We start from the raw sequence: 25,128 nt of genomic DNA, 5'->3' as shown, positions 1-25,128 counted from the left end.
ACCGAGTTGCTCGCAGGATCGTATCCCGCTCAGAGGTCAAAGCAGCGGCGGCGAAAGGGCGGTCCCTTCGATACTCGATTGCATGACCGCCGCGACCGAATCGTCCTCACCTGTAGCCAGCGCTGCTGACCCTGACGCCCTGCGTGCACACCTGATGCAGGCAGATCCCGGTGTCCTCGTCGCTGTGCTCGCACAGATGACCGGCGATGCATCGGTCGTCGATCGGTACGCCCCCAAGATCGATCACGTGCAGGACCCGCCTGAGCGGGCGGGGACCACCGATCCCGAAACCATGCACGCGCTGGTCGGCGAGATCAGCACTGCGCTCGTCGACTTCCGGCCCGAGGACGCGGCCGGCGCAGACCGCGACCTGTTCACCCGGGTGCTGCCGCTGGCGGTGGGCGGTCCGGTAGATGACGAATTCGTCGACCTGCTGATCGAGCAGGGTGGTTTCCGCCCGTCGCAACCTACGCTGCCGCGCACGGTGCCGATTCCCCAGACCACTTCCATGGCCATCATCGGGGCCGGGTTGGCCGGCATCGCGGTAGCACTGGCGGCTGCCGAGGAGGGCGTCCAGTTTCAGATTTTCGACCGCAACAGCGAAGTCGGGGGTACGTGGCTGACCACCACGTACCCGGGCATCGGCGTTGACACCCCGTCGGCCTACTACTCGCTGTCGCGTGAAGTGAACCCGGAATGGTCCAGCTATTACCCGCAGGGCGCCGAGTACCAGGCTTATCTCGTCGCGCTCGCGGACAAGCACGAGCTGCGCAAGCACATCCGGTTCGGCACCGAGGTGGAGGCGTTGCGGTGGGATGAAAGTCGTCAGCAGTGGCAGATTCATTCGCGCGGCGCCGACGGAAGCACGACGGTTGACCATGCCAGTTTCGTCGTAACCGCGGCCGGCTACCTGAATCGTCCCCGCTTTCCCGATCTCGAGGGCCGGGAGAGCTTCGGCGGCATCAGCATTCACTCGGCGCAGTGGGATCCCGCGCTGGACCTGACGGGCAAGAAGGTGGCGATCATCGGTGCCGGCTGCACCGCGGTGCAGATTGTCGATGCCTGCGTCGACCAGGTCGAACACCTCACCGTGTTCCAGCGGCAGCCTCATTGGGTCGCTCCCCGCAAGCGGTTGTCCGACGACGTCCCGGAACATCGCCGCTACCTGGGGCGGGTGCTGCCGTTCTACGCCATGTGGAACCGGGTCAAGTCGTACTGGGCCACCGCCGACAACAACTACCCGGTCATCCTGCAGGACCCGGAGTGGTCCAAGAACCATTTGTCGATCTCGCCCGCCAACGACGTGCTGTTGCAGATGTGCACGGACTACATCAACCAGATGTTCGGCGCCGGAACAGAATTGGCCCGCAAAGTCACGCCCGATTTCGCCCCGTACGGCAAGCGGATCATCCGCGACCCCGGCGGCTACTATGCCGCGTTGACCCGTGATCACGTCGACGTCGAAGCCAGCGAGCCGGCCGCGGTGAACGCCGATGGGATTGTCACGCACGACGGCCGACAGATCGACCTCGACGTCATCATCTACGCCACCGGCTACCACCTGGACTTCCTGTCGACGATCGACATCCGCGGTCGCGACGGCCGGGCGTTGTCCGCTGAGTGGGGCGACAGTCCGCGTGCCTACCGAGGTGGCACGGTCCCGGGCTTCCCCAACCTGTTCATCACGTCAGCACCGAATTACAGCCCAGGCCACGGCGCGGGCGCCAACTTCTCGATGGAGGTGCTGGCGCACTACATCATCGAGTGTCTGCAGCTGATGGCGCTGCGCGGCGTGCCGACCATGGAGGTCACGCGCAATGCGTACGACGAGTACGTCGAGGGCATCGACGAGACGATGCGCGGCACCGTGTGGTGCCATACGCCCAACGCCCACACCTACTACCGGTCCGGTTCAGGGCGCGTCGTGGTGGCCACACCATATCGACTGGTCGACTTGTGGCGTCAGCACCGGGCACCCATCGAGGAAGACTTCATCCTGCAATGACAAGGCTCTTGGCCGGTAAGACCGCACTCGTGACGGGCAGTAGCCGGGGGATCGGACGGGCAATCGCACAGCGGCTGGCGGCCGAAGGGGCCACGGTCGCGGTCACCGCGCGCGGGCATGGTCCGTCAGCGTCGGTGCGCGCCGGCGTGAGTGAGATGATCCCGGGCAGCATCCAGGAAACCGTGCGGCTCGTCGAAGACGCCGGCGGTTCGGCCTTCGGCGTGCCGGCGGATCTCGAAGACCCCGACGCGCGTGGCGGCCTTGTCGAGGCGGTCCTGGAACGGACCGGGCGCATCGACATCTTGGTCAACAACGCCGGTTTCGCCGACTATGCCGTGGTCGAGGACATGCCGATGGCAACCTTCGACCGGACAATCGACCACTACCTGCGCATCCCGTTCGCCCTGACGAAAGCCGTTGTGCCGCACATGAGAAGCCAGGGTGCGGGCTGGATCGTCAACATCGGCTCGGTTACCGGGGTGGCCCCGGCGCGGCCGTATCGGGACTACAACAAGACCGCCGGCGATGTCATCTACGCATCGTGCAAGGCGGCTCTGCACCGGTTCACCCAAGGGGTGGCAGCCGAGTTGGTCGATGCGAACATCGCCGTCAACTGTGTGGGTCCGTCCACTGCGGTGCGTACCCCTGGCGCCGCCGCGCTCATTCCCGAATCGTTTCCCACCGAGCCGGTCGAATATCTGGCAGAGACGGTGCTGGCCATGTGCCACGCGCCCGCCGCGGAGCGGACGGGTCTGGTGGCGTTCAGCTTGCACTACCCATGGTCCCAACAATTGCCGGTGCACTCGCTGGACGGCGGCGCGGTTCTGCCGCCGCTGCAACCGCCGGCATCGGCCAATCCGAACATCCTGCCCGCCGGGGTTTAGCGGCCCCGTCAGCGCAGCACCGGCGTGGTCAGCTCACAGAAGCTGTGGCACAGACGATCTCGGATGATCACGTCGGTGGTTTCCGGGTCGAACCAGCGGTCGACGACCGCCCAATGGATAGGGTGCATCAGGTACGGCCCCATCAGCCCGTCGACGTCGGTGAATTCCTGCTCGAACACGTGCGTCCACGGGCTGGTACCGATAGCGGTGTCGACACGACTGAGCTGCCACGCCGCGATGGTCGAAACATATCTTGGCATCGAAGCCAATTCGCGTTCGAAGTCGGCAATGGTGTCGGCGTCGACGCCGGGGTCGACACGCAGCAGTAGTGCGCGGTACACGGTGCCGCTACCGCTGCGTGTCGGGGTTCCGCGATAAGTCGCGCCGTTGACGTGCATGATCGCCGGATCGGCCAGAATGTTGTCGAAAGTGCTTTGCCGCCAGGAAGCCTGGTCTGCGAAGCGTAGATGGACCAGGATGTCGCCACCATTGCGTGAGCCCGACAGCGTCGGTTCCACCACATACGCGAGTGCGCCGCTGTCGTGGGCTGCCGCGCGCAAGTTCTCCAGGATTCGTACCCGATCGGATTCGTCGACGTCGATCAGGCGCGTCACGCCGACGGTGGCACCCTCTGCTGCCGGTTGTGGTTGCCGCGCAACGACATCACCTGCGGGGGCCACGTTTTCGGGAGACGCGGCCACGCTGCGGTTGCGTTCGACAATGAGGCCGGCCACGCTGTCCCACCACTGTGCCAGTGTCGGATCGCCGCGACCCTGCCATGTCATCTGCCACCACGCCTGCGGGCTGGGCAGGGACCAGGTGATGGTGACGACGTTGGTTCGGTCGTCGAACCAGATCGGTGGACTGACCAGAATGTCCCACATGGTCATACCGCGCTCGATGGCGCCGGGGGCGTATCCGGCGAGATAGGCGTCGATGAATTTCTGGGCACACCCGGGTGCGGTGACCACGCGGTCGATGACGAACACTTCGTCCATGGGTAGAGGCTAGGCGCAGAGGGCGTTGCGCGGTCCGCCTCTTCCCGGTTACCGGGAACGGATCTTTGCTCCTCGGTGATGGGCGGCAATGGTGATCCCATGGGCGACAATCCCTTTGAACCTGCGCAGCTCGGACCGGTGGTGCTGCGGAACCGAATCATCAAGGCGGCGACCTCGGAGGGGCGCTCGCCCGACGGCGCGGTCACCGATGATTTGATCGCCTTTCACCGTGCCTTCGCCGACGGCGGCGTGGGGATGACCACCGTCGCGTACTGTTGCGTCTCTGCCGAAGCCGCGAGCGCGCCGGGACAGATCGTCATGAGTGCAGCTACGTTGCCGGGCCTGCGCCGGTTGACCGACGCCGTACATACTCGCGGAGCGGCAATTTCGGCTCAACTGGGGCACGCCGGGGTGGTGGCGCCCAAGAAGCTCACCGGTGTTACCGCGGTGGCGCCGAGCAGGTTCATCAACCCGACGTCTTTCGCGTACTGCCGCGCGATCAGCGTCGCGGAAATCCAGACCGTCATCCGGCAGTTCGGGGCAGCCGCCCGCATCGCGGTGGATGCCGGTTTCGACGCGGTCGAGCTTCATTTCGGCCACCTGTACCTGCCCAGCTCATTCCTGAGTCCGCTCATCAACCGCCGCACAGATGGGTACGGTGGGTCGATCGACAACCGGTCTCGACTGGTTCGTGAGATCGCTGAACACGTCCGGACAGTTATCGGCGGCCAGGTCGCGGTGATCGCCAAGCTGGACATGGATGACGGTTTCCCCGGCAGCATCTGGATCGACGAAGCACTGCGCACGGCACAACTCCTCGATGCCGACGCCACGCTTGACGCCATCGAGCTGACCCAAGGTTCCTCGGTCTACAAACCGATGTATCTGTTCCGTGGCGATGTGCCGGCCAAAGAGTTTTCGAAAGTGATGCCCGCCGCGCTGCGCCCCGCCATCCGACTGTTCGGCAAGCAAGCGATGGGCAGGTACCCCTACCGGGACTTGTACATGCTCGACGCCGCTCGGCAATTCGTCCCGCTGATGAAGAACACCAAACTCGTTCTATTGGGTGGCATTACCAACCGTGAACACATCGAGACCGGCATGCGGGAAGGGTTCGATTTCTTCGCCATGGGGCGGGCGCTGCTTCGTGAACCCGACCGGGTGAACACCATGGTCACGGAGCCGGATTCACGCAGCCGTTGCACCCACAACAACAAGTGCATGGTGACCGTGTTCGGGCGCACCCATTGCGTCCTCGACCCCGAACAACGCTACGGAGTCGCCCAGCGGCTCACCGACGACCGGCGGTGAACTGCCTGCAGCGACCGGGAACCACCTTGGTGCGGGCCGAATTCCATGTTGCGCCAGATGCGGGACGCGGTGATTCGAACCGGCGCCGCCAGCCGCTGATCCAGCGTGATCCGGTCGATCGGCCCGCACACGGATACCGCAGCGAGCGGCTGACCGGGCAGTCCGATGGCTGCCGCCACGCAGCCGATCCCCAGTAGTGATTCCTCGCGGTCGAACGCCACGCCACGTTCGCGGGTCTTCGCCAGTTCGACCGCCACTTGCTGGGTGCCGGTAATCGAGAAACGAGTTTGGCGGCTGCTGAAATCGACTTCCGTGCAGTCGCTTTCGGCGAGGATGGCCTTTCCCAGCGCAGTACAGTGCGCCGGTACGCGATTGCCGACCGAGGTGTGGACGAGATCAGTCAGGTGATCGCCGATTCTCTCGAGACAGATGACGTCGGAGCCGTCGAGGACAGCCAGATGTACTACCAAGCCCGTGGCCCGCTGCAGACTGCGCAGGAGGGGCAGCGCGGCCTGGTGAATGCGGCCCTGATGCAGGGCCAGCGACCCCAGTTCGACCAAGCGGGTCCCGAGTTCGTAGTCGAAACCTTCCCGTCGGAGCCAGCGCAGGTGCACGAGTCGCTCGAGCATGCGGTGCACAGATGAACGCGGAAGACCGGTGCGGTGCACGATCTGCACCATCGTCAGCGGTGTCTTGCCGTCGAAGGCATCCAGCACCAGGGACATCCGGTCAATGGCGGCGATCGGCGTTTCGCCGCGGTTCACGACGGTCGTTGTCATGAGGCGCTCCCAGAGGTCGATAGTCAAAAAAGGACTATGACTATTTTTACCATATGGTGTGCGCGCTGTCACACACTGTGGTTTGGGTTCGAAGGGTGCCCGCTCAGCGGATATTCGTCCCATCCCGGGACCGGTGCCCCGTAACTTCTTGCTGGTAAAGGGATCACAGCCACGTCTGGCCGGTGCTGCCGGTGGCGTCTGATCCGGCAGGCGCGTCGGCAAGGGCAGGTATGAAATCAACCATCTCGGCCATGGCGTTGGTCGCCGCCGCATGGACGGCGATGCCGCTGGCGCACGCGGATATCCGCCACGGGAACTTCGAAGTCAGAATCTCCGGCCGGCATGACTTTCACACCTGGCTATGGGCGCTGTCGAGTTGTCAGGGCGACTGCGTTCACGTTCAGGCGATTCCACAACCGGTGGCGAAGGCCTTTCCCTACCAGGGCGACGCGCATCGTCACGACGGACGGCTGACGCTCACCGTTGATGTGCCGGATGGATTGCGTTGCGGGGATGTCTATTACGGGCCTGTGATACCGACCCGGGATACCTATTCGTGGGATCCGAACACCATGTCCGGCACACTGTCATCATCGTTCGCCACCGGCTGCGATGGAGCGCCCGCGGGCACATTGACCTATCCGTTCGACCTCGTGCAGATGTAATTCGGAAGCTGCTACTCGGTGGCTACGGCGCGCGGCCCGCGAGTAAACCGTACAAGCTACGGACGTATCGCCTTAGGTAGATCGGTGACCCACGGATAGCCCCAGTAGCTGAGGCTCTTGATCAATCCCACGGGTGTTCTCCTGTCAGATCATCGCCCGCAGCGGGCCCTGCGGGTCCACGCCGAGGGAACTCAGGGCCGAGGCGTGGTAGACCGTGCCCGGTACGTGGATGGCGTGCGCCTGGCCGACGTGCACATCCCGCCAATACCGTTGCAGCGGCTTGTCCATCCGCGCGGCGTTGCCCCCGCATCGCGCGAATACTTCATCGACCGCCGAGACGGCGCGCCATACGGCTCGCACCTGGGTGCGCCTGCCGGCCGCGCGGTCCTCGAACGACACTTCCGTGCCGGCGGCGACCATGTCGTACATCCGGTCGACATTGGCCAGCAGCTCCTGCCGGGCGGCGTTGATGTCGGCGGCGGCCTCACCGATGGCATACATGACGTAGGGGTCATCTTTGATCGAGACTCCGCTGGAGTTCACGCGCTCGCGTTGGTAATCGAGTGCGGCGGCCAGGGCGCCTTCGGCGATGCCGATGACGGCCGACGAGATGCCCAGCGGGAACATGGTCGACCACGGCATCAGGTACAGCGTCTCGGTCATCCCGGCCTCGCGTTGGGCGGTGCCGTCCATGACCTTCATCGCGTCCATGGTGCGGTAGGTGGGGACGAAGGCGTCCTTGACGATGACGTCCTTGGAGCCGGTGCCGCGCAGGCCCACCACGTTCCAGGAGTCCTGGACGATCTCGTAGTCGCTGCGGGGCAGGATCATGTGCAGCATCTGCGGCGGCATGACGGGCTTGCCCTCGGCGTCACCGAGCATGGCGCCCAGGATGATCCACTCGCAATGGTCGGTGCCCGAGCTGAACTGCCAGCGGCCGTTGAAGATGTAGCCACCGTCGACTGGCGTGGCGACGCCCTGTGGCGCGTAAGGGGAGGCGACCCAGGTGTCGACATCGTCAGCCCAGATTTCGGACGCGACTCGTGGGTCTGCGTAAGCGAGCTGATACGGATGGACGCCGACGACGCCGTTGATCCAACCCGCGGACGGATCCAGTGCGGCGGTGGCCATCACGGTCTCGGCGAATTCACGCGGGTGGACTTGCAGTCCGCCGTGGGCCTTCGGCTGCAGCAGTCGAATGTTGCCCGCCAACTTCATCAATTTGACCGTCTCGTCGGTGAGCTGCCCGGCCCGTTCTGCCTCGGGGCCCTGGGCGCGCAGTTGGTCGGCGATCTCGCGCACCCGGTCGATTACCCGGTCGGTCATCTTGTCGTCCTATCGTTTCAATGGCTGCCACTGATGGTCCGTCGGTGGAATTTCCGTTGGTGAGAACCGTTCCCGGTGAGCGGAAAATGTTGTGGAGCAGAGGTTTTTCTAAAACTTGATGTGCAGTTCGTCTGATATTGGTGTGGCCTGGCAGGCCAAGATCAGACCGTCGGCGAGGTCCTCTGCTTGCAGTACTTCGGAGGCTGCCATGTCGACTTGGCCACCGAGCACGGTCGCCGCGCACGATCCGCACTGGCCTTCTCGGCACGAGTAGGGCACGTCGAGGTCTGCCGCGATCATCGTGTCGACCAGTGTTGCGCGACGCGGCCATCGCAATCGGTGGCTCGCGCCGTCAAGGTCGATCCGTACCGTTGCAGCGTCTCCGCTATCGGAATGATCTGCTGCGGAACTCATCTCATTGGCAAACGGGTCGCTCGAGAGGGACTGGAACACCTCGAGATGGATGCGCTCACGTGGCACCCCGGCTTCGCTCAGGGCCTCCTTGACGACCGACATGAACGCGGCAGGACCGCAGATGAACGATTCGAAGGTCGCGGACCCGGAAAAGACGGTGCGCGCAAATCCGGTCAGCTGCGCGCGAGTCGGCAACCCCTGCACCGACTCCAACCAGTGCAATACCGTCAAGCGACCGGCGTAACGCGCAGCCAGTTCGCGGAGCTCAGCCGCGAAGATCACCGAACGCTCGTCACGGTTGGCGTAGCACAGCACCACTCGTCCGGAACCGGATGCCATCGCTGATTTGAGGATCGACATCACAGGGGTGATACCGCTTCCGGCGGCCCACAACAGAAAGTCGGTGTCGAGCGAGGACGGTGTGAAGACTCCGGCCGGCGGTAGCACTTCGATGGTTTCGCCAGCAGAAATGTTGTCGCACAACCAGTTCGACCCGTATCCGCCCACAGTTCGCTTGATCGTGACCTTCAGTTCGGAATCGGTGTGCGGGGAACTCGCCAACGAGTAGCACCGGGCCACCGAGCCGGTCTGATCGCTCGGTACGCGCAGGGTCAGGAATTGCCCTGGACGGTAGGTGAAGCGGTCGCGCAGCTGTTCGGGGACCGTGAACACCAACGACCGAGCGTCGGGAGTCTCCTCAACGACATCGGCTACCGCTAGCAATACACCTCGGCCTGCGCTGACGATTTCGGTGCCGGCTTCGACATCGTTCATGTGCTGAAAGTCTGGGACGACAAAGGCACGCACCCAACCGGTCTCTCCGATGAGCGGGATCCCTGCATTGGTTTCCGATCACCGGGAATCGCCGAAGATTCGGCTTGGAGGCGGTACCTACCGTTGCAGGTGTGAGCAGGAGATCGAAGCCTGATTCAAACGACGCCGAGACCTGTGGGCACGCAGTGTGACGGGGAGAAGCGCATGAGTGCGCTGCGGCTCGCAGGCAAAGTCGCAGTCATCACGGGTGCTGCGCGCGGAATCGGCCGCGCCCAAGCGGTGCGGTTCGCCCAGGAGGGCGCCGACATCATCGGGCTCGACCTGTGCGGGCCTGTCGAGACCGTCTCGGTTCCCTTCAGCACTCCGGCCGACCTCGAGGAGACGGCCAGGCTGGTCGCACGGGCCGGCGGCCGGATCCACACCGAGATCGTCGACGTCCGCGACCTCAAGGGGATGCAGGCCGCGACCGACCGGGGCGCCGATGTGTTCGGTGGACTCGACATTGTCTGCGCGACGGCCGGAATCACGTCCCGTGCGATGACCATCGATCTCGGTGAAAACGCCTGGCGCACCATGCTCGACGTCAATCTGACCGGAGTGTGGCACACCTGCAGGGCCAGCGCCGAACACCTGATTGCACGCGGTGGCGGCGCCATGGTGCTGACGAGCTCAATCGCCGGCGTGCGCGGCCTTGTCGGGGTAGGCCACTACACCGCCGCCAAGCACGGGGTGATCGGACTGATGCGCAGCTTCGCGCACGACCTGGCGCCGCACGCCGTCCGCGTGAATTGCATTCTGCCCACCAACGTCGATACCCCGCTCATCCAGAACGACGTCGTCCGGACTGCTTTCCGTCCGGACCTGGACCGACCTCCCACGCGGGACGAGTTCGCCGAAGCCGCGCGACGGATGAACCTCCTGTCCATCCCGTGGGTTGAAGCGATCGACGTCGCAAATGCGGCGCTGTTCCTGGCCTCCGACGAGGCTCGCTACGTCACCGCGATCACGTTGCCCGTTGACGCGGGCGCCACGCAAAGATAACTCCGACAAAAGGATTCACGATGATCGATGTTGCCAAGTACGGACCGTGGGCAGTCATTGCCGGTGGATCAGAGGGCGTGGGAGCCGAATTCGCCGTGCAGCTCGCGCGGGCGGGTTTGAACCTGGTACTGATCGCGCAAACCGGGGCCGCTCGAGGAGACCGCGGCACGCTGCCGCGAAATCGGCGTCGAGGTTCGCGTGGAGTCCGCTGACCTCCTCGATCCACAATCGGTTGCCCGGATTTGCGAGGGCACCGCCGACCTCGAAGTGGGATTGTTGATCTATAACGCAGGCGCGAGCACGTGCAACGAGCTGTTCTTGGAGACCGACCTCCGCGAGTTTCAAAAGGTCACCGACCTCAATGTCACGCGGATGCTCGAATTGGTCCAGTACTACGGCCGTCCGATGGCGGCTCGTGGCCGCGGAGGCATCATGCTCGTCGGATCGCTTGCCGGCTACATGGGCGCGTGGAGGCACACGATTTATGCTGGCGCCAAGGCTTTTTCCCGGATGTTCGCCGAGAGCCTCTGGGTGGAACTGCGCGAACACAATGTGGATGTATTGGAATTGGTGCTCGGTGTCACGCGGACGCCGGCGATGGAGCGAATCGGCCTCAATTTCGATGCGCCCGGCATCCTGGTCAACGAGCCCGCTGACGTCGCCGCAGAAGGTCTCGCACACCTTGCCGATGGGCCGGTCTGGGTGGCGGGCGGTAACGTGGGCCGCGCAGAAGCCAACAGTGCCCCGGACAGATCGCGGGTGGTGCTGGAATCGCATGAGGCGATCAGAGCCCTGATTGCCGGGGCACATTGACGTGCGGTTGGGTTTGTCCACGCCAGTAGTGGTGCAGCAGCCCGGAATCGCCAGCGACTGGGAATCCACCGCCGGCATCGAGGATCTGGTTCAGATTGCTTCCGCTGCTGACGAATTGGGTTTCGAGTATCTGACGTGCTCGGAACACATTGCCGTTCCGTCGGCGGATGTCGCCAACCGTGGTGCGGTGTATTGGGATCCGCTGGCCACCTTGGGTTATCTTGCCGCGCACACCAGCCGAATCAGGATGGCCACTGCGGTGCTGGTCCTCGGATACCACCATCCGTTGGAGATCGTGAAACGCTACGGCACCCTCGATCGGGTGAGCGCGGGGCGACTGATACTCGGAGTCGGAATCGGCTCTCTGGAAGAGGAATTCGCGCTGTTGGAAGCGTCGTGGGCGCAGCGGGCCGCACGCGCGGATGACGCGATTTGCGCTCTTCGAGCATCGCTGTCCAGTGCGATACCGCAATACCATGGACGGTTTTATGACTTCCAGGGCATGACTGTGCTGCCGCACGCTGAACAGCGGCAGGTCCCACTGTGGGTCGGCGGACGCGGTGCGGCGTCACTGCGACGGGCAGTACGTCATGCGGACGGATGGATGCCTTTCGGGCTTGATCCGCATGACGTATCTGACATGTTGGCCATCGTCGAACGTCAGCCGGGTTTTGAGGTGGTGCTGTCCACCGTGGTTGACCCAGAGGGTGATCCGGCCGGCACGCGCGCCCAATTGGAAGTCCTGCGCGACGCCGGGGCCACGGCCATCAGCTGCGTGGTCCGGGCAAACAGTGCGTCGCACTACTGCGATCAGTTGGTCCGCTTGCGTGAATTGGAGAAGGAAGTATGACCGAAGCCGAGGTCTTGTCACGTCTGCGGCAACTCGAAGATCAGCTGGAGATCGCGAAAATCATTGCCACGTACGGTCCTTCAGTCGATTCGGGCGACGCCGACCGAGCCGCGCGGCTGTGGGCTGTCGGCGGAACCTACGACGTAGAAGGCTGGCAGATGACGGGCCGTCAGGGGGTACATGACATGGTCAGCTCCCCATCACACCAGGACCTCGTCGCTCAGGGGTGTTGTCACTTCCTGGGACCTGCTGTGATCGCCTTGGACGGCGACGCCGCAGTGGCCGTCTGCGAATCGCTGGTACTGCTGCGCCAGAGCGGTTCAGACTCCAGCGGCGACGACCATTACCGAGTCTGGCGTGCCACCGCAAATCTTTTCGTACTCAACAGAATTGCGGGCAAGTGGCAGATCACCGCACGGACGAGCAGGCTCCTCGATGGTGACCTATTTGTTCGCACACTGCTCGGAGCCGGTCTGGACGGCGTGTCGCCACCGACGCACGAACGGGGGTAGACCGGCTCCGGTGCCGGGAGGTTGCGTCGCCCTGCGCGGGTCAAAGATCGCCTTGCACCCAGCGGCTGGCCCCGTCGACAGCAACGCAGCTCAAGAACAACCCGTCCGGTGCCTGGGCGACGTCGTTGACGAATTGAGGGCAGGGTGAGCCCTCGACCTTGATACCCCGCATCGGCGGCGAGCGAAAATAGCGCGGTTCATATCGCCGCGGAGAGCCGCAGAACACGAGTCGGCCCCATGACGTGGTGCCGAAAACGAAATGCGACGTGTCGCCACAGGGGGCTCCCAACACCACCCCGGGGGAGATGCCGGGCGTGCAGTAGGCGTCCTCGCACGAGGCAGGGGTGTCAGCGGTCGCCACGGGCGGCGGGCCAAGGGTGAGCGCGCCGGCGGCGATGGCCAGCAGCAGTTGCTTGCGCATGGGGCTCCCGAGGTCGTTGATGTGTTCTTCCGATTCAGCTCTACCGAGTTCAGGGAATCCGGCGATACGTGGCCGACCGGTGAGCGGAACCAGCCGCGGCGGCGAGGTCGCCGGCGGCCACAGATCGGTATGTGACAGCGACCACAGCATATGGTAAAAAACTCGCTATTCCTATTTTGACTATTCGAGCGATGAGCCTGGAGGGTTTCGATGACGCTGACCGTCGATATGGCTGCCGAGATGCCTAGCAACGTGATTGATCGGGTTTCCCTGGTGTTGGACGCGTTCGATGGGTCGGGAAGTCTCACCTTGGCGCAGATAGTTCGTCGCACCGGGCTGCCCCGCTCGTCCGCGCACCGCATGCTCGAGCGCCTGGTGAACCTGCGCTGGCTGAGTCGTGACGGGTTCGATTACGAGCTCGGCGTGCGTCTCGTGGAGCTGGGAAACCTTGCGCTGCAACAGGACCGAATCCACCGGGCTGCCATTCCGCTCCTGCGTGATCTGCACCGGGCCACCGGGTTGGTGGTGCATCTCGCCATATTGGACGGCTCTGACGTCGTATACCTGGAGAAGATCGGCGACGAGGTGCGAGCTGCGATCCCGACACGGGTCGGCGGCCGCCAACCCGCCCAATGTACCGCCGTCGGTAAGGCGATCCTGGCCTATCGCGACTCTGCTGACGTTGACCTCGCGAAACGACGAACCCGGTACTCGGTCGCCACGAGTGCCCAGCTCGCTGCCGAACTGGACAGGGTCCGCGCCCACGGTGTGGCCACTGAGAGGGAAGAGTCTCTTCGCGGGTTCGGCTGCGTCGCAGCACCGATCGGACCCGTGGGCGAAGCCGTGGCCGCGGTGTCCGTGTGTGGCCCCATGTCAAAGATGACGTTCGACCGGCGGTTGGTGACGCCCGTGCGGATGACCGCCACGGCGGTATGGCGCAACGCCGAAAGCGTCCGCGAGCATGCCACGCCCACGCTCGTGCGCCCCCTGCGGGGCGGTCTTACCGCGCACAACGCGGAGCTGCGCGCGTCTGCGATGCGGCCCGCATGAGCCTCGATCCACAAGTGGCGGACCTGATCGAGGCTCTCGATGGGGGATTTCCCAAGGTATCCACGATGACCGGCGCCGAGGCCAGGGCCGCGATTCGCGCGCGGTTCGTGCCGAACCCGCAGCCCGAATCGGTCGCCGTCGTCTGGGATGACCGGGTGTCGGTCGACGGTGGTCATGTGGATGTCCGGATCTACCGGCCGGAAGCGTCCGGACCGCTGCCGGTTCTGGTGTACGCGCACGGTGGCGGCTTCGTCTTCTGCGATCTGGACAGCCACGACGGACTGTGCAGGAATCTGGCGAATCTCATTCCGGCGGTGATCGTTTCGGTCGCATACCGATTGGCTCCAGAGCACCGGTGGCCTACGGCTGCCGAGGACGTGTATGCGGTGACCCGCTGGGTGTCCGAACACGCGGGTGACCTCGGTGCCGATGTCCAACGAGTTGCGATAGGAGGCGACAGCGCGGGCGGAAATCTCGCTGCCGTGGTCGCACTGATGGCGCGTGATCGCGGCGAGCTGTCCATCGCCGCGCAGATGCTGCTGTACCCGGTGATCGCCGCGCAGTTCGACACCGACTCCTACCGTCGGTTCGGAGCGGGCTACTACAACCCGCGTGAAGCGCTGCAATGGTATTGGGATCAATACGTTCCCGAGCAAAGTGATCGCGGCCATCCGTACGCATCCCCGCTGTGCGGTCGTCTCGAAGGATTGCCTCCGGCCGTCATGGTGGTCGCCGGTTGCGATCCGCTCAAAGATGAGGGACTGGCGTACGCAGATGCACTGCGGGATGCCGGCGGTACCGTTCAGCAGTTGTTCTTCGCGGGCGGCATACATGGCTTCATGACGATGCCCATGTTCGACATCGCGCATGCCGCCCGTCGACAGGCAAGCCGCGCGCTGGGCGAGTTGCTTTGTCGCTAGTGGCGTTTGGATACCGAACCGGGCGCACTCTCGATCAGTGCGCCCGGTTCTGTGCGCATTCTGAACGGCTATCCCTCATGCCGATGACGACTAGATCGGATCAAATGACGAAATACGCCAGACCCCATTGTTTTTCGTGAGTCCGACCTTCACGCTGCTGGCCGACTGCGTCGGTTCGGGATTTTCACGACTGGTGGTGGTTTGGTTCAGGAAGATCAGGACGTGTGCGCTGTCTGCGTGTGCGTCGATTGTGGCGGCACGGACGACCGACGCGACAGCGTGAATGTCCTTCTGTTTGGCGGCCGGCGCGACGAACTGGTCGGCGAACTGGCTGTAGTACGTCAGGAACCCGCCGGTGAGGTGCGAGCGCGCGGCTGCCAGGTCGTGATCCAAACTTGCCGGCGCATAGGACAGTAACGCCACGGCACCTTCGGATGCGGCTTTGGCAACCTGGGTTTCGGCCTCGGCGCTGGCGCGGTCATTGCGATAAGTGGTGAGGTACGTCGCTCCCGCGGTGCCGGCGCACGCCAGCATGAGGCTCATGACGGCGATGGACCGCCACCGGCCCGCAAGCCGGCGGGTCAGTGGCTTCGAACGGCGCGGGTTTGACGTGGTTTGGTCCCCCGATACGTCGACGTGTTGCTCGTCAGCGACCGAGGATGCTTCGTCGGGCTGATCACTTTCGACGTCCTCGGGAGTGGTGTCGTCGGCGGTGGGTGCTGCCGCTTCTGTGGTCATGGCACGAACTCGACTTTCGACATCTTGAGCTGCGCTCCGTCTCTGAACATGGTGACACTGAGGCGCCAGTTGCGTGGTTGTTGGTTGGTCCCCGCCGTGTTGCTCACCGTTGTCGCGGCGGTTACGAGGACCACAGCAGAATTCGGCGTCATCGATTCCACGGCCGCGCTGCGCACCGTGGCCTTTGTCGCCGCCTTTGACTCGCGGGCGACCTGGACGAAATCCTTTGCATCGGCCTGGAAATCATCGCGAAACTGTCCGGTGGAATTGGCGAGGATCTGCTGGACGTTGTCCTCGGCCTTGGTGCCGTCGATCGACATCAGCGTGACGACCGCCTGCGAGGCGGCGGAAGTGAATTCCGCCTTCCGCTGCACCTCGTTGTCGAGCTGACGGTGGTAGTGGAGCATGTAGCCGGTCGCCGCCAGTGCTGCGACACTTGCCAGGACGGCGACAGTGGCCAATACCGTCTTCAACTTTGGGCGGCGCAACCGCCGCCATCGCCCCGTCGACGACTCCTGCGGTGTACCGGTTTCGGCATCAGCGGGATCCGATTCGGCTGCCCGCGCGCGAAGTTCATCGGCTCGTGCGCGCGCTGCTGCGGCCAGCTCTTCTGCGGCGAGTGCTTCGGCCTCCGCCTGGTTGATCAGCCCCGGGTCGACAGGCTGTGCCCGGCCGTCTTCCGCGGCGGTGTCTGTGGCGTTCACCTGCGTCGCGGTATCAGCGCGGCTGAGTAACCGCATGATCCACCTCCGGTTCGCTGCTGATCGTGGGTACTAGTGCCCGTTGGTGCCATTCCCGTTCTGGCCATGATGTTTTCGACGCTAATCCGGTCGAGTTCCGAATGGTGAAGGGTTCCCGCCCAGCGGTTGACGGCCGCCTGGTGCTCGATGAGTCACCAATTTCGTAGTGAGCACAGCGCACCGCTGGCGCCGTTCGATCGGTTGACGACCTGCCCATCGACGGTGAGTGTGCAGCGCAGCGTCTGGCCGGGCTGTGATGGCTGACCGGCTGTGGTGACCGTGACCATCGCCCACTGGTCGGGGTCGTCCAGGGTGGCTTCGTGAACCCAGGGCTTTCCGGGTTCGAGATGTACGTCGTCTCTCGGGCTGAATTCATAAGGGTTGTGGCTGTATTCGGCCCACGTGGGCGGTTGGACATCGCGGTAGTAGATGCCCGCGTTGGTGGCCAGATCGGCCGTGACGGTGTACGTCACGCGGTGCGGCGTCGAGTCGCTGTCTGCGGAAGCGGAATGTGCTGTCGCGGTACCGAAGGCGATCACGAATACGGCGCCCGCCGCTGCTCGGCGTGGTGCTCGATCGATTCGCATCGCAGACTTCCTCCATGGCGGTAGATCCGTAGTCAACGGTGACACACCATCGACCCACGCAGGGTGCGATGACCGCCTGGCGGGATTTTGGCTGTCGCCCAATGCGGAAAGTTGGACAGTAGTAGCTGTACCGATTGTGCGGCAGCATCTTTCGATGAGCCGAAGTGGTCGGACTCGCGCCGTCTGGTGTCCACCGACGGGCGGCAAAGGGGTTCGCCGCAAAGGAGCAGGCCTTGCAGATATCAACGACATCGATCGCTGCGACGGCGGTGACTGTCGGGCTGTTGACGGGGTGGGATTGTGGCATCGCCGACGCCTCGAACGACTGGGGTCTCAATGGCACCTATGTCGCAACGTCCAATGGTGAGTGGGCCAAGACCAACGACATCTATCACGACGAGGCGAGTATCCGCAGCACCTGGACGATCAAGACCGAGTGCAGTTATCCGACCGAATGCGCAGGCACCGTCGCGAGCGACTGGGGATGGAACGCGCCGATCTACATGAAAAGCGGCGTCTGGTACGTCAAGAAGACGGTCGACAACTGGCAGCCATGTGCAGATGGCACTGCAGGGCCGGGACTTCAGGTTTTCAGGTTCTACCCGGCTACCTCAGATGGGGCCGGCGCGGACCCGACATCGTCGACACTGATGGGCGAGGACTCCACCACCGGAGTCAGCGGCTCGTGCGGAAGTAGCAGGGTCCTCTTCATCACGATGCCCTTCAAGCTGGTCAAGACCGCCTGACCCAGGTACCCACTGCGGGGCCGGCCCGCCCTGAGAACGTGCCGGCCCAACGTTGTTCAATCAGGCGGTGAACAGGTCCCGCCACGTCCGTTCTCCGCTCCGCGGAGCCAGATCCTTCTGGCGGTAGACCTTTCCATCCGGACCCGCGTAGCGTCCGGTGGCTGGGTCATACGTGGCGATGGCGACCGACGGGCCCTTCGAAGTCTCGGGAATGAAGGCGCTCGGAGCCACCGGCGTGGGCGCGGCACCATCCGGCGGCGGCGGGGGAGTGTCCGGTGCGGCCTCGCCGGCCGGCGGTTGACCCGTTGTCGGCCTCGGCGTTCCGTCGAGTGGTCCGTAGATCGTGCTGTCATGATCGACCCGAGAATCCGGCGGGATCCCCTGAGCGAGCAGGTTGGGGTCGATCGGATACGGGCCGAGAGCATGCTGGCGCATCGCCAGGGGCTGATAAGGCTTGTCGCTATCGCAGATTTCGACTGTGGGAGCGCGCTTTCCGGGGTTGCCCATACATGGGTAGTTCCGCGCCCCGCGTACACCGATCGGCGAATCCTGCGGCAGCTTGCAGTAGAGCCCGTCGGGGGTGTCGACATCACTGGTGTCTTCCGGTGAGCGCCAGGACGACGGCGGGAGGAAGCCGACGGTGCAGGCCGGCGGATCGCCGATGTTCAGGGTGAAATCGCCCAAAGCCATGCCCGTCGGATTGTTCTTGGGTGCACCGTAAGACTGGGTGGACGACACTGTCGGTGGCAGCAGCACCAACAGTTGTTCGAGCGACGGGTGGTAGGTCACAGCCACCTGCCCGAGGGTTGTCAGGTTGGACAAAAGCAGCGGCAGAGTGGGCTTTACCTGGTTGAACAGGCGGGAGCCCTCGTCCGCGGCGTCCGGCCCGTCTTTGAGAAGCGTCCTGACTTGGGGGTCGTTCTGGACGAGTTGCCGGCTGAGTCCCGCGACGCTGTGGGCCCAGGTCCGGATGGCATCGACGGATTGAGCTTGGCCGTCGAGCAAGGGCCTGCTGTCATCGATGAGCGCTCGAGACTGATCGCTGACGCTGTTGGCGTCGGCGATCAATTTCGACGAGGAATCCAACAGGGACCCGGCGTCGTAACCAGAGCCGTTGAACGCCTTGAATGTTTCGTCGAGCAGCGGGCTGATCTTGTCTTTCGGGATGCTGTCGATGAGCGCACTGGCTTGATCGAGCATCGGTCCGACAGCTTGGGGAATCGATGTTTTCGACGCCGGAATGACCGATCCGTCGTGCAGGTAGGGGCCGGCATCGTTATGGGGTTGCAGGTCGACATATTGCTCACCGACGGCGGACACGCTCAGTACCGCGGCGTGCAGGTCCGCGGGAATCTTCGACGCATTGTCGAGCGACAGGGTGGCGACGGCACCGTCACGGGTGGGCCGGACATCGGTCACCTTGCCGACCTGCACGCCGCGGTAGGTGACATTCGAGAACCGGTACAGGCCACCGGTGGCCGGCAGTTGCAGGCTGACCGTCATGCGCCCGAGCCCCAACAGGGTGGGTGCCTGCAGGTAGACGACCAGCATCACTGCCATACCGATGATCGAGGCGGCCGCGAAGAGGCCGAGCTGAATGCGTACGAAGCGGGTGAGCATCAGTTGCTGCCGCCGTTCGGATTTGTCGGGGCGGCGAGTGCCGGCGCCGGCAGCGTCGCAACAGCTTTCGGCGGCGCGGTCAGCAACGTGCCCAGCGGGTCCTTGGTGTAGTTGGCGTACCAGGGGTCGCCGGGAGCGGGAACCAAAGGGGCTCCTTCCTGTCCCCAGCGGGTGCCCAGCAGCAATCCTCGCTTGAGCCGGGGGATCGTGAAATCGAAGGTGATGAATTCGTTGAGGTAGTCACCGCGAATGCCGCGGTCGATGAAGTTCTGCGGGTAGGGAAACGTTGGCGCAAACGCCAGCACAGTGCCCAGATTCGGTCCGACGTCGGCCAGGGCGCGGAGGGTCGGTTCCAGGTTGCGCAGGTTGGTCACCAAGTCGTCTTGGGTGGCTTTGATCAGTTTGGTGGCTGTATTGCTGAACACGCCGAACTTCTCCAGAGCTGTTGTGATACGGGGCTGCTCTTTGATCAGCACATCCAGCGCGGGCGGGATTCGTTGCAGGGCTTGGGTGATCACATCGCTCTGGCCGGCCATGGTTCCTGCCAGGCGAGTGAGCGCGGTGATGGAGGCATTGATGTCGTCTCGCTGATCGGCGAAGATGCCGACCACATTGTTGAGGCGCGTGAGCAGGTCGCGGACCTGGTCCTGCCTGCCGTTCAATGCGTTGTTGGTCTCGGTGACCAGCTCACCGACCCGGCCGAGTCCGCCGCCGTTGACGAGGACCGATAGCGACGACAACGTCTGTTCCGTCGACGGGTATGTCGACGTCCGGTTCAGCGGCAGGGTGGTGCCTGGGGACAGTTGTCCGGAGGGCGCCTTCCCCGGCGGCGGATCCAGCGCCAGGTGCATGGACCCGAGCAGACTGGTCTGCCCAACGGTCGCTACCGCATTCGCGGGGACCACGGTGCCAGGTTTGACCGACACCTCGACGTCGGCGCGCATGTTGCGCACCGACATTTTCGATACGCTGCCCACGATGACGTCGCCGATCATGACCGGCGAATTCGCCTCCAGGGTACCGACATTGGCGAGTTCGACGTGATAGATCGCGGCGTTGGCCCCGCGTCCCACCGTGCCCGGCAACGGCAACGAGTTCAATCCGTGGAATGCACAACCGGTTACCGACAGCAGGGAGCAGGCCGATAGCGCCGTGAGGCGGGCCAGGGACCGTCGCTTCATCACGGGGTGCCTCCTGGGTTCGGCGCCGCGGGAGCGGCTTCTGCGGGAAGGAGCAGGTCCCGGACTGTGGGTGCTTGTGGCGATGACGCGGCGGCTGGTTGGGGGACCGGCGCGCCGGGGAACAATGCGGGCGCGGGATCGGCCGGTAATCCGTTGGGCGCGTATGCCCCTGGGGGGCCCGGCGGCGCGCCCCACCCGGCGGGAGGGGTGACGTCGTTGGTACCGGTGTAGGCCGACACCGCCGGGGGCTCGGTTGGGGACTCGGCGCGGGAACCGCTTCCGCCGGGGGCGAGTTTGGGGTCGGTGTAAACCAGATTCTCCGGACTCGGTGCCTTGCGGAGATAGACATTCGTCGGCAGTGGTAGGTAATTGAAGTTGATCAGCGACAGGGCTGGGCCGAGATACTGCGCGCACAACTTCGACGATTCGGCTGCCGTGGCATTCTTGACTGCCGCAATCGCTGAGCAGACCACCGACACGGGATCGGCGAAGTTCGACATCGCGAAAGCGCCGACGGCCGTACCACTGTCGGGGTTGTAGATGTTGTAGCCGTTGGCGATGGCGTTGGGCGCCACGTGCAGCACATTTTCCAGCTTGAGTTTGTTGTCGACGAGGTTCTGGGTGACGTTCGTCAACCGCTGCAACTGTTCGACGGTCTGATCGCGGGTACCCGCGACGAAGCGCCGCACCTCGCCGACGGCGGAAGCCAGGTTCGTCAGGGCGGCATCGAGATCGGACCGCGCGCCGTCGACGACGCTCGTGACACTCGCGAGGCGGTTCTGGAACTCGACGATCTGGGTGTTGCTGTCGCGCAGCGCGGTGACGAAGGTCTGCAGATTCTTGATGATCTCGACAATGTTGCCGCTGCCGTGCGCCAATATGCGTCCGATCCCCGAGAGTTGGCTGATCGCTTGGTGCAGTTTCTCGCCGTTGCCATCCATCGCGGTCGCGGCACTGTCGATGAAACGGCTCAGTGAGGTAGCGGCGGATCCGCTGACCGGACCCAAATCGGTGGCCAGCCGCATGAGCTGGTCTTTGACTTGGTCCCATTCCACCGGTACCGCGGTCCGCTCAACGCCGATCCGCGCACCATCGGCCATTGTCGGGCCGGCATCTTCGTACGCGGGCGCCAACTGCACGTAGCGGGCGGCCACCAGGTTCTGCGCCATGATGATGGCTTTCGCGTCTGCCCGGATCGGTACGCCATGATCGATCGAGAGCGTCAGCCGGGCTTGGCTGCCGGCAGGTTCGATGCTGGTGATCGTTCCCACTTTGACGCCGGCGACGCGGACTTCGTCGCCCGGGTAAATCGCGGTGGCGGAGGTGAAGTACGCGGTGATGGTGGTGGGACGGAAAACGGTCTGCCGCACGAGCAGCACGCCGCCGGCGAGCGCCAGCGCCACCAGTAGGGCCGCGGCGACACGTGTCAAGGGTTTGCGATGACGGGTGATCATCAGTGGCCTCCCGGAATACCGTTGTGGGGCCAGGGGAACTCGGCGCGTGGGCCGGCGTTGTCAGGCGGCTGGCCGGCGTTGGTGCCGCGACGGAATCCGAAGGCGTAGTCGAGGAACGGTTGAATGGTCTGTGAGGGGATGAGGTTGCCGACGAAGGCGTTGTAGTACCAGCCGTTGTTCACTGATTCGCCCTGCGTGACTTGATATTTGGCCAGTCCGGCGAGGGCCTTGGCGATGTTGTCGCGGTTCTTTTCAAGAATCGCGGTGACGGAGTTGACTTTCTGCAGCGTGGGCGCGAGAACCTTTTCGTTGTCGTGCACAAGTCCCGACAGCTGCTGAGAAAGCGCCGACGTGTTGGCCAGCAGATCGACGATCGCGTGCCGTCGCTGGTTGAGCACTCCGGTGAGCGCGTTGGCATCGAGCAGCAGGGTGTTCACCTGCGCGCTGCGCTGCGACAGAATGCCGGTTACGTCGGCCGCGTTCTTGAGCAGCGCGGCCAGGGATTCGTTGCGGCTGTTGAGCGTTCGTGACAGGCGCGTGAGCCCGTCGAACGTCGGTCCCAGTTGTGGGGCCATCCGGTCGATGGTTTCCGACAGCGTGTCCAGCGAGTGGGTGAGTGTTGCGGTGTCGGTCTCGGCGGTGTTGGAGGTGAAGTCGCTGACGGCGTCGGTCAGTGAGTACGGAGACCCGGTGCGGGCAAGGGGGATGGTGTCGGCGGCGTGCAGGCTGCCGGTTCCGGCGGGTTCCAGAGTCATCATCCGGGCGCCGAGGACGGTTGCTGTTCTGATGTGGGCGGTGGTCTGTGTGCCCAGCGTGACCGTGCCATCGAGAGTGAACGTCACCAGGGCGTTTCCGCGACTGAGGGTGACGGCGCTTACGGTGCCCTTGGTGACGCCGGAGACCTTGACGTCGTTTCCCGGCGACAGCCCACCGGCGTCGGCGAACACCGCGTGGTACCTGATCGACGTGGCCCACGACCACAGTTTCTGCGGTTGAAGGCCGACAGCGATGACGAGAATGACCAGCACCAAACCGATGAGTCCGGTGCGCATCAGTTGCGATCCGCGGTATTTCAGCATCAGGGCTCCCCGCAGCGTCCGGTGTTCTGCATGATCCAGGGGAAGTACGCGGTGCGGCCTTGCAGATCCGTCACGCGAACGTTCATGCCGCACAGGTACTGGTTGATGAAGCTGCCGTAGGCGCCGAGGCGAACCAATTTCCGGTAGTTGGCGGGCGCCTTCTGCAGCGCGAGATCCATGCGGGCCTTGTCTTTGTCGTTGTCCAGCAATGTGGCCATTCGATTGAGCTGGTTGACCGTTCCTGTGAGAGGCGGCCGGGCCTGTGTCATCAGTTCGGCCAGGGAACCTGTTCCGTTGTCCAGAGCGGTGATGGCATCGCCGATCGGGTCACGTTCCTGGGACAGGCCGGTGATCAGCTGTTGCAGGCGGGTTACGGCGCCGGAGAATTTGTCGCCGTCCTTGGCGACTGTCGCAACGACAGTGTTCAGATTGTCGATCAATTGTTGAACCGTCTGGCCGTTGTCGGCCAGTGCCGTCGTGAATGAAGTCGTTTGAGCCATCAGCGATTCCATGGTCCCGCCTTGGCCCTGCAGAATCTGGATCAGCGAATTGGTCAGCGCGTTGACGTTCTGGGCATTGAGCCCTTGGATGACGGGTTTGAGGCCGCCCAGGAGCAGGTCGAGGTCCAACGCGGGCTCCGTGCGGTCGGCCGAAATCTGCGTGCCGGCCTGTTGGATTTTGGTCGACCCCGGGTTGTCCACGAGCTCCAGGTACCGGTTGCCCACCAGATCGAGGTAACGCACAACGACTTTGGTGCCGGTGGTCAGCACGACGTCGCGGTCGGCGTCGAAACCTACGACCACAGTGTTGTCAGGTCGCAACGCGATGCTGTCGACCGTGCCGACCCGGATGCCCGCGACTCGCACGGAGTCACCGGTTTTCAGGCTGGAGGCGTCGGTGAACACTGCCGAGTAGGTGTTTGTCGAGCCGGTTCGGTATTGCCCGAGGATTGCGAAAAGCGCTGCGGTCACCAGGAGCATCGTGATGCCGAAGGCGCCGAACTTCAGAGCGGTCGAGTTGTGACGCGTCATCCGGGTTGCCCTGTCTGAGCAGTGTTGCGCGGTGGTCCGTCGAGCGGGCCGAACAGAGCTTGCTTGAGGGCATCAGAGTTCAACAGGATCCCTTGATTTCCGTACTGTGCGGGGTTGGCGTCGATGTCGGTGACCACGAACGGTGGCCGCTCCCCGAAGCCCACGTTGGGCAGGCCCATGCATTGCGGACCGCCCGACGCGGCGACCTTCGGCAGGTTGCCCGGATAGCGGTAGCGTTCGGTGCCCAGCAGGAACGAGTCCAGCAGCATGATCCCGGGCAACGGTTGCGGCGGTCCCATCGCGAGCGGCTCCATGCCCTTGAGCGCGCAGGTGAGTGCTTGGTTGTACTGATTGGTCAGGTTGGTCGTGGGTACCAATAGGTGCATGGCGTCGACGACCGCGTTGCTGTTGGTACCGACTACGTCATTGCCGATGTCTGCCAATCCGATGGCGCTCAGCAGTACCGAGTCGAGGTCCTGCTGGCGCTCGACGATGGTGTCGCTGAGCTGAGATGCGTTGCGTGCGGCGTCCATCAGATCGGGGCCGGCGTCGGCATAGGCACTGAGTACCTTTGGAGCAGTGGCGATTTCCTGGCTCATTGCCGGAAGGCTCGGATCGATCTTGGCGAGCATGGCGTCGAAATCGACCAGGGTCTGACCGAGTTTGTCGCCGCGGCCGCCCAGCGCTTGGGCCATGGCGCCGAGTGCTTCGTTGAGTTTCTCGGGTTGGACCTGGGACAGCACATCCACCAAGTGCTCGAAGACCGTGTTGATCTCGACGGTGACGTGGCCGGCGTCGAGAACCTGTCCCGCGTGCAGCGACTGGGCAGATGGTTCGGCCGGCGGCACGAGATCGACGTACTTGGCGCCGAACACCGTGCTGGACACGATCTGCACCCGGGTATTCGCCGGAATCAGTTGGAGGTAGTCCGGATTCATCGCCAGACGAATCGCGGCGCTGCCGTCCGGCCGATTCTCGATGGCGGCCACCTTGCCTACCTGCGCGCCATGGAGTTTCACCTTGGCATCGGGATTCATGATCAGACCCACGCGTGGTGAGAGCACTGTGACGGATGCCGTGGACGTTGCACCGCCGCGGAACAACACAACGGCACCGACGACGAGGGCAGCGGCCAGCCCCATTGCAGCACAGCCGGTGAGCAAACGTACTGAGTCACGTGACATTCGAT

24 protein-coding genes and 1 pseudogene are annotated in these 25,128 nt (G+C 64.0%); 11 read left to right on the top strand and 14 right to left on the bottom strand.

Annotation, left to right across the window (positions count from 1 at the left end; all coding sequences use genetic code 11):
- Positions 1-82 precede the first annotated feature (82 nt).
- Positions 83-2,005 (top strand): NAD(P)/FAD-dependent oxidoreductase, encoded by a 1,923-nt coding sequence (locus tag ACJH6J_RS03490; RefSeq protein WP_212806436.1) that lies wholly within the window; start codon positions 83-85, stop codon positions 2,003-2,005.
- Positions 2,002-2,889 (top strand): SDR family NAD(P)-dependent oxidoreductase, encoded by an 888-nt coding sequence (locus ACJH6J_RS03485; RefSeq protein WP_212806435.1) that lies wholly within the window; start codon positions 2,002-2,004, stop codon positions 2,887-2,889. Before ACJH6J_RS03490 ends, ACJH6J_RS03485 begins: the two co-directional genes overlap by 4 nt.
- A gap of 8 nt (positions 2,890-2,897) precedes the next feature.
- On the opposite strand, the gene ACJH6J_RS03480 is transcribed toward ACJH6J_RS03485, so the two are convergent.
- Positions 2,898-3,503 carry a Dabb family protein gene (locus ACJH6J_RS03480; protein ID WP_346416875.1) on the bottom strand — a complete coding sequence of 202 codons (606 nt, stop codon included), beginning with the start codon at positions 3,501-3,503 and terminating at the stop codon, positions 2,898-2,900.
- 483 nt (positions 3,504-3,986) lie between these two features.
- Between ACJH6J_RS03480 and ACJH6J_RS03475 the strand changes: the two genes are divergently transcribed.
- Positions 3,987-5,198: an NADH:flavin oxidoreductase gene (locus ACJH6J_RS03475; RefSeq protein WP_212806434.1), complete on the top strand. Its 1,212-nt coding sequence runs from the start codon at positions 3,987-3,989 to the stop codon at positions 5,196-5,198.
- On the opposite strand, the gene ACJH6J_RS03470 is transcribed toward ACJH6J_RS03475, so the two are convergent.
- Positions 5,159-5,977: an IclR family transcriptional regulator gene (locus ACJH6J_RS03470; protein WP_212814723.1), complete on the bottom strand. Its 819-nt coding sequence runs from the start codon at positions 5,975-5,977 to the stop codon at positions 5,159-5,161. The genes ACJH6J_RS03475 and ACJH6J_RS03470 overlap by 40 nt on opposite strands.
- A 251-nt stretch (positions 5,978-6,228) precedes the next feature.
- Between ACJH6J_RS03470 and ACJH6J_RS03465 the strand changes: the two genes are divergently transcribed.
- Positions 6,229-6,642, top strand: a complete 414-nt coding sequence (locus tag ACJH6J_RS03465; protein ID WP_371824471.1) for a hypothetical protein — start codon at positions 6,229-6,231, stop codon at positions 6,640-6,642.
- 144 nt (positions 6,643-6,786) lie between these two features.
- Here ACJH6J_RS03465 and ACJH6J_RS03460 read toward each other — a convergent pair whose 3' ends face one another.
- Positions 6,787-7,968 carry an acyl-CoA dehydrogenase family protein gene (locus ACJH6J_RS03460; protein ID WP_212806432.1) on the bottom strand — a complete coding sequence of 394 codons (1,182 nt, stop codon included), beginning with the start codon at positions 7,966-7,968 and terminating at the stop codon, positions 6,787-6,789.
- Positions 7,969-8,076: 108 nt separating this feature from the next.
- Positions 8,077-9,156: a ferredoxin--NADP reductase gene (locus tag ACJH6J_RS03455; RefSeq protein ID WP_212806431.1), complete on the bottom strand. Its 1,080-nt coding sequence runs from the start codon at positions 9,154-9,156 to the stop codon at positions 8,077-8,079.
- A gap of 204 nt (positions 9,157-9,360) precedes the next feature.
- Here ACJH6J_RS03455 and ACJH6J_RS03450 point away from each other — a divergent pair, with 204 nt between their 5' ends.
- From ACJH6J_RS03450 to ACJH6J_RS03435, 4 genes and pseudogenes are all read left to right on the top strand, one after another.
- Complete coding sequence (locus ACJH6J_RS03450; RefSeq protein WP_212806430.1) at positions 9,361-10,197, top strand: mycofactocin-coupled SDR family oxidoreductase; 837 nt, start codon at positions 9,361-9,363, stop codon at positions 10,195-10,197.
- 20 nt (positions 10,198-10,217) lie between these two features.
- A pseudogene (locus ACJH6J_RS03445) lies at positions 10,218-11,010 on the top strand (SDR family NAD(P)-dependent oxidoreductase).
- Between the two features lies 1 nt (position 11,011).
- Positions 11,012-11,860 carry an LLM class F420-dependent oxidoreductase gene (locus ACJH6J_RS03440; RefSeq protein WP_212806429.1) on the top strand — a complete coding sequence of 283 codons (849 nt, stop codon included), beginning with the start codon at positions 11,012-11,014 and terminating at the stop codon, positions 11,858-11,860.
- A complete protein-coding gene (locus ACJH6J_RS03435; RefSeq protein ID WP_212806428.1) occupies positions 11,857-12,372 on the top strand; it encodes a nuclear transport factor 2 family protein in 516 nt (171 codons plus the stop codon). The genes ACJH6J_RS03440 and ACJH6J_RS03435 overlap by 4 nt, the downstream gene beginning before the upstream one ends.
- Before the next feature lie 40 nt (positions 12,373-12,412).
- Here the strand turns inward: ACJH6J_RS03435 and ACJH6J_RS03430 are convergent, their stop codons facing one another.
- Positions 12,413-12,793: a hypothetical protein gene (locus tag ACJH6J_RS03430; protein WP_212806427.1), complete on the bottom strand. Its 381-nt coding sequence runs from the start codon at positions 12,791-12,793 to the stop codon at positions 12,413-12,415.
- 210 nt (positions 12,794-13,003) lie between these two features.
- On the opposite strand from ACJH6J_RS03430, the gene ACJH6J_RS03425 reads away from it, so the two are divergent.
- A complete protein-coding gene (locus ACJH6J_RS03425; RefSeq protein WP_212806426.1) occupies positions 13,004-13,843 on the top strand; it encodes an IclR family transcriptional regulator in 840 nt (279 codons plus the stop codon).
- Positions 13,840-14,763 carry an alpha/beta hydrolase gene (locus tag ACJH6J_RS03420; RefSeq protein ID WP_346416841.1) on the top strand — a complete coding sequence of 308 codons (924 nt, stop codon included), beginning with the start codon at positions 13,840-13,842 and terminating at the stop codon, positions 14,761-14,763. Before ACJH6J_RS03425 ends, ACJH6J_RS03420 begins: the two co-directional genes overlap by 4 nt.
- Before the next feature lie 90 nt (positions 14,764-14,853).
- On the opposite strand, the gene ACJH6J_RS03415 is transcribed toward ACJH6J_RS03420, so the two are convergent.
- From ACJH6J_RS03415 to ACJH6J_RS03405, 3 genes are all read right to left on the bottom strand, one after another.
- Positions 14,854-15,306, bottom strand: a complete 453-nt coding sequence (locus ACJH6J_RS03415) for a twin-arginine translocation pathway signal (RefSeq protein WP_244872830.1) — start codon at positions 15,304-15,306, stop codon at positions 14,854-14,856.
- A 191-nt stretch (positions 15,307-15,497) separates the two neighbouring features.
- Entirely contained in the window at positions 15,498-16,241 is a 744-nt protein-coding gene (locus tag ACJH6J_RS03410; RefSeq protein ID WP_346416840.1) for a hypothetical protein, read from the bottom strand.
- 152 nt (positions 16,242-16,393) lie between these two features.
- A complete protein-coding gene (locus ACJH6J_RS03405; RefSeq protein ID WP_244872832.1) occupies positions 16,394-16,828 on the bottom strand; it encodes a hypothetical protein in 435 nt (144 codons plus the stop codon).
- Positions 16,829-17,097: 269 nt separating this feature from the next.
- On the opposite strand from ACJH6J_RS03405, the gene ACJH6J_RS03400 reads away from it, so the two are divergent.
- Positions 17,098-17,574 carry a hypothetical protein gene (locus tag ACJH6J_RS03400; RefSeq protein ID WP_212814726.1) on the top strand — a complete coding sequence of 159 codons (477 nt, stop codon included), beginning with the start codon at positions 17,098-17,100 and terminating at the stop codon, positions 17,572-17,574.
- Positions 17,575-17,634: 60 nt separating this feature from the next.
- On the opposite strand, the gene ACJH6J_RS03395 is transcribed toward ACJH6J_RS03400, so the two are convergent.
- Genes ACJH6J_RS03395 through ACJH6J_RS03370 form a run of 6 tightly spaced genes read right to left on the bottom strand, consistent with a single transcriptional unit; the run spans position 17,635 to position 25,123 of the window.
- Positions 17,635-19,194, bottom strand: a complete 1,560-nt coding sequence (locus ACJH6J_RS03395; RefSeq protein ID WP_212806424.1) for an MCE family protein — start codon at positions 19,192-19,194, stop codon at positions 17,635-17,637.
- The gene (locus ACJH6J_RS03390) at positions 19,194-20,378 is read right to left on the bottom strand and encodes an MCE family protein (RefSeq protein WP_318984237.1); all 1,185 of its coding nucleotides are present in this window, start codon (positions 20,376-20,378) and stop codon (positions 19,194-19,196) included. Before ACJH6J_RS03390 ends, ACJH6J_RS03395 begins: the two co-directional genes overlap by 1 nt.
- Complete coding sequence (locus ACJH6J_RS03385) at positions 20,375-21,829, bottom strand: MCE family protein (protein WP_212806422.1); 1,455 nt, start codon at positions 21,827-21,829, stop codon at positions 20,375-20,377. Before ACJH6J_RS03385 ends, ACJH6J_RS03390 begins: the two co-directional genes overlap by 4 nt.
- The gene (locus ACJH6J_RS03380; RefSeq protein ID WP_212806421.1) at positions 21,829-22,908 is read right to left on the bottom strand and encodes an MCE family protein; all 1,080 of its coding nucleotides are present in this window, start codon (positions 22,906-22,908) and stop codon (positions 21,829-21,831) included. The genes ACJH6J_RS03385 and ACJH6J_RS03380 overlap by 1 nt, the downstream gene beginning before the upstream one ends.
- Positions 22,908-23,939, bottom strand: coding sequence for an MCE family protein (locus ACJH6J_RS03375; protein ID WP_212806420.1), 1,032 nt, complete (start codon positions 23,937-23,939; stop codon positions 22,908-22,910). Before ACJH6J_RS03375 ends, ACJH6J_RS03380 begins: the two co-directional genes overlap by 1 nt.
- Positions 23,936-25,123 carry an MCE family protein gene (locus ACJH6J_RS03370; RefSeq protein WP_212806419.1) on the bottom strand — a complete coding sequence of 396 codons (1,188 nt, stop codon included), beginning with the start codon at positions 25,121-25,123 and terminating at the stop codon, positions 23,936-23,938. The genes ACJH6J_RS03375 and ACJH6J_RS03370 overlap by 4 nt, the downstream gene beginning before the upstream one ends.
- Positions 25,124-25,128: the final 5 nt, after the last annotated feature.

Source organism: Mycobacterium sp. SMC-18 (assembly GCF_045310895.1).
Taxonomy (GTDB): Bacteria; Actinomycetota; Actinomycetes; order Mycobacteriales; family Mycobacteriaceae; genus Mycobacterium.
Note: the sequence above shows the minus strand (reverse complement) of the source record. Positions and strands in the feature narration are given on the sequence as shown.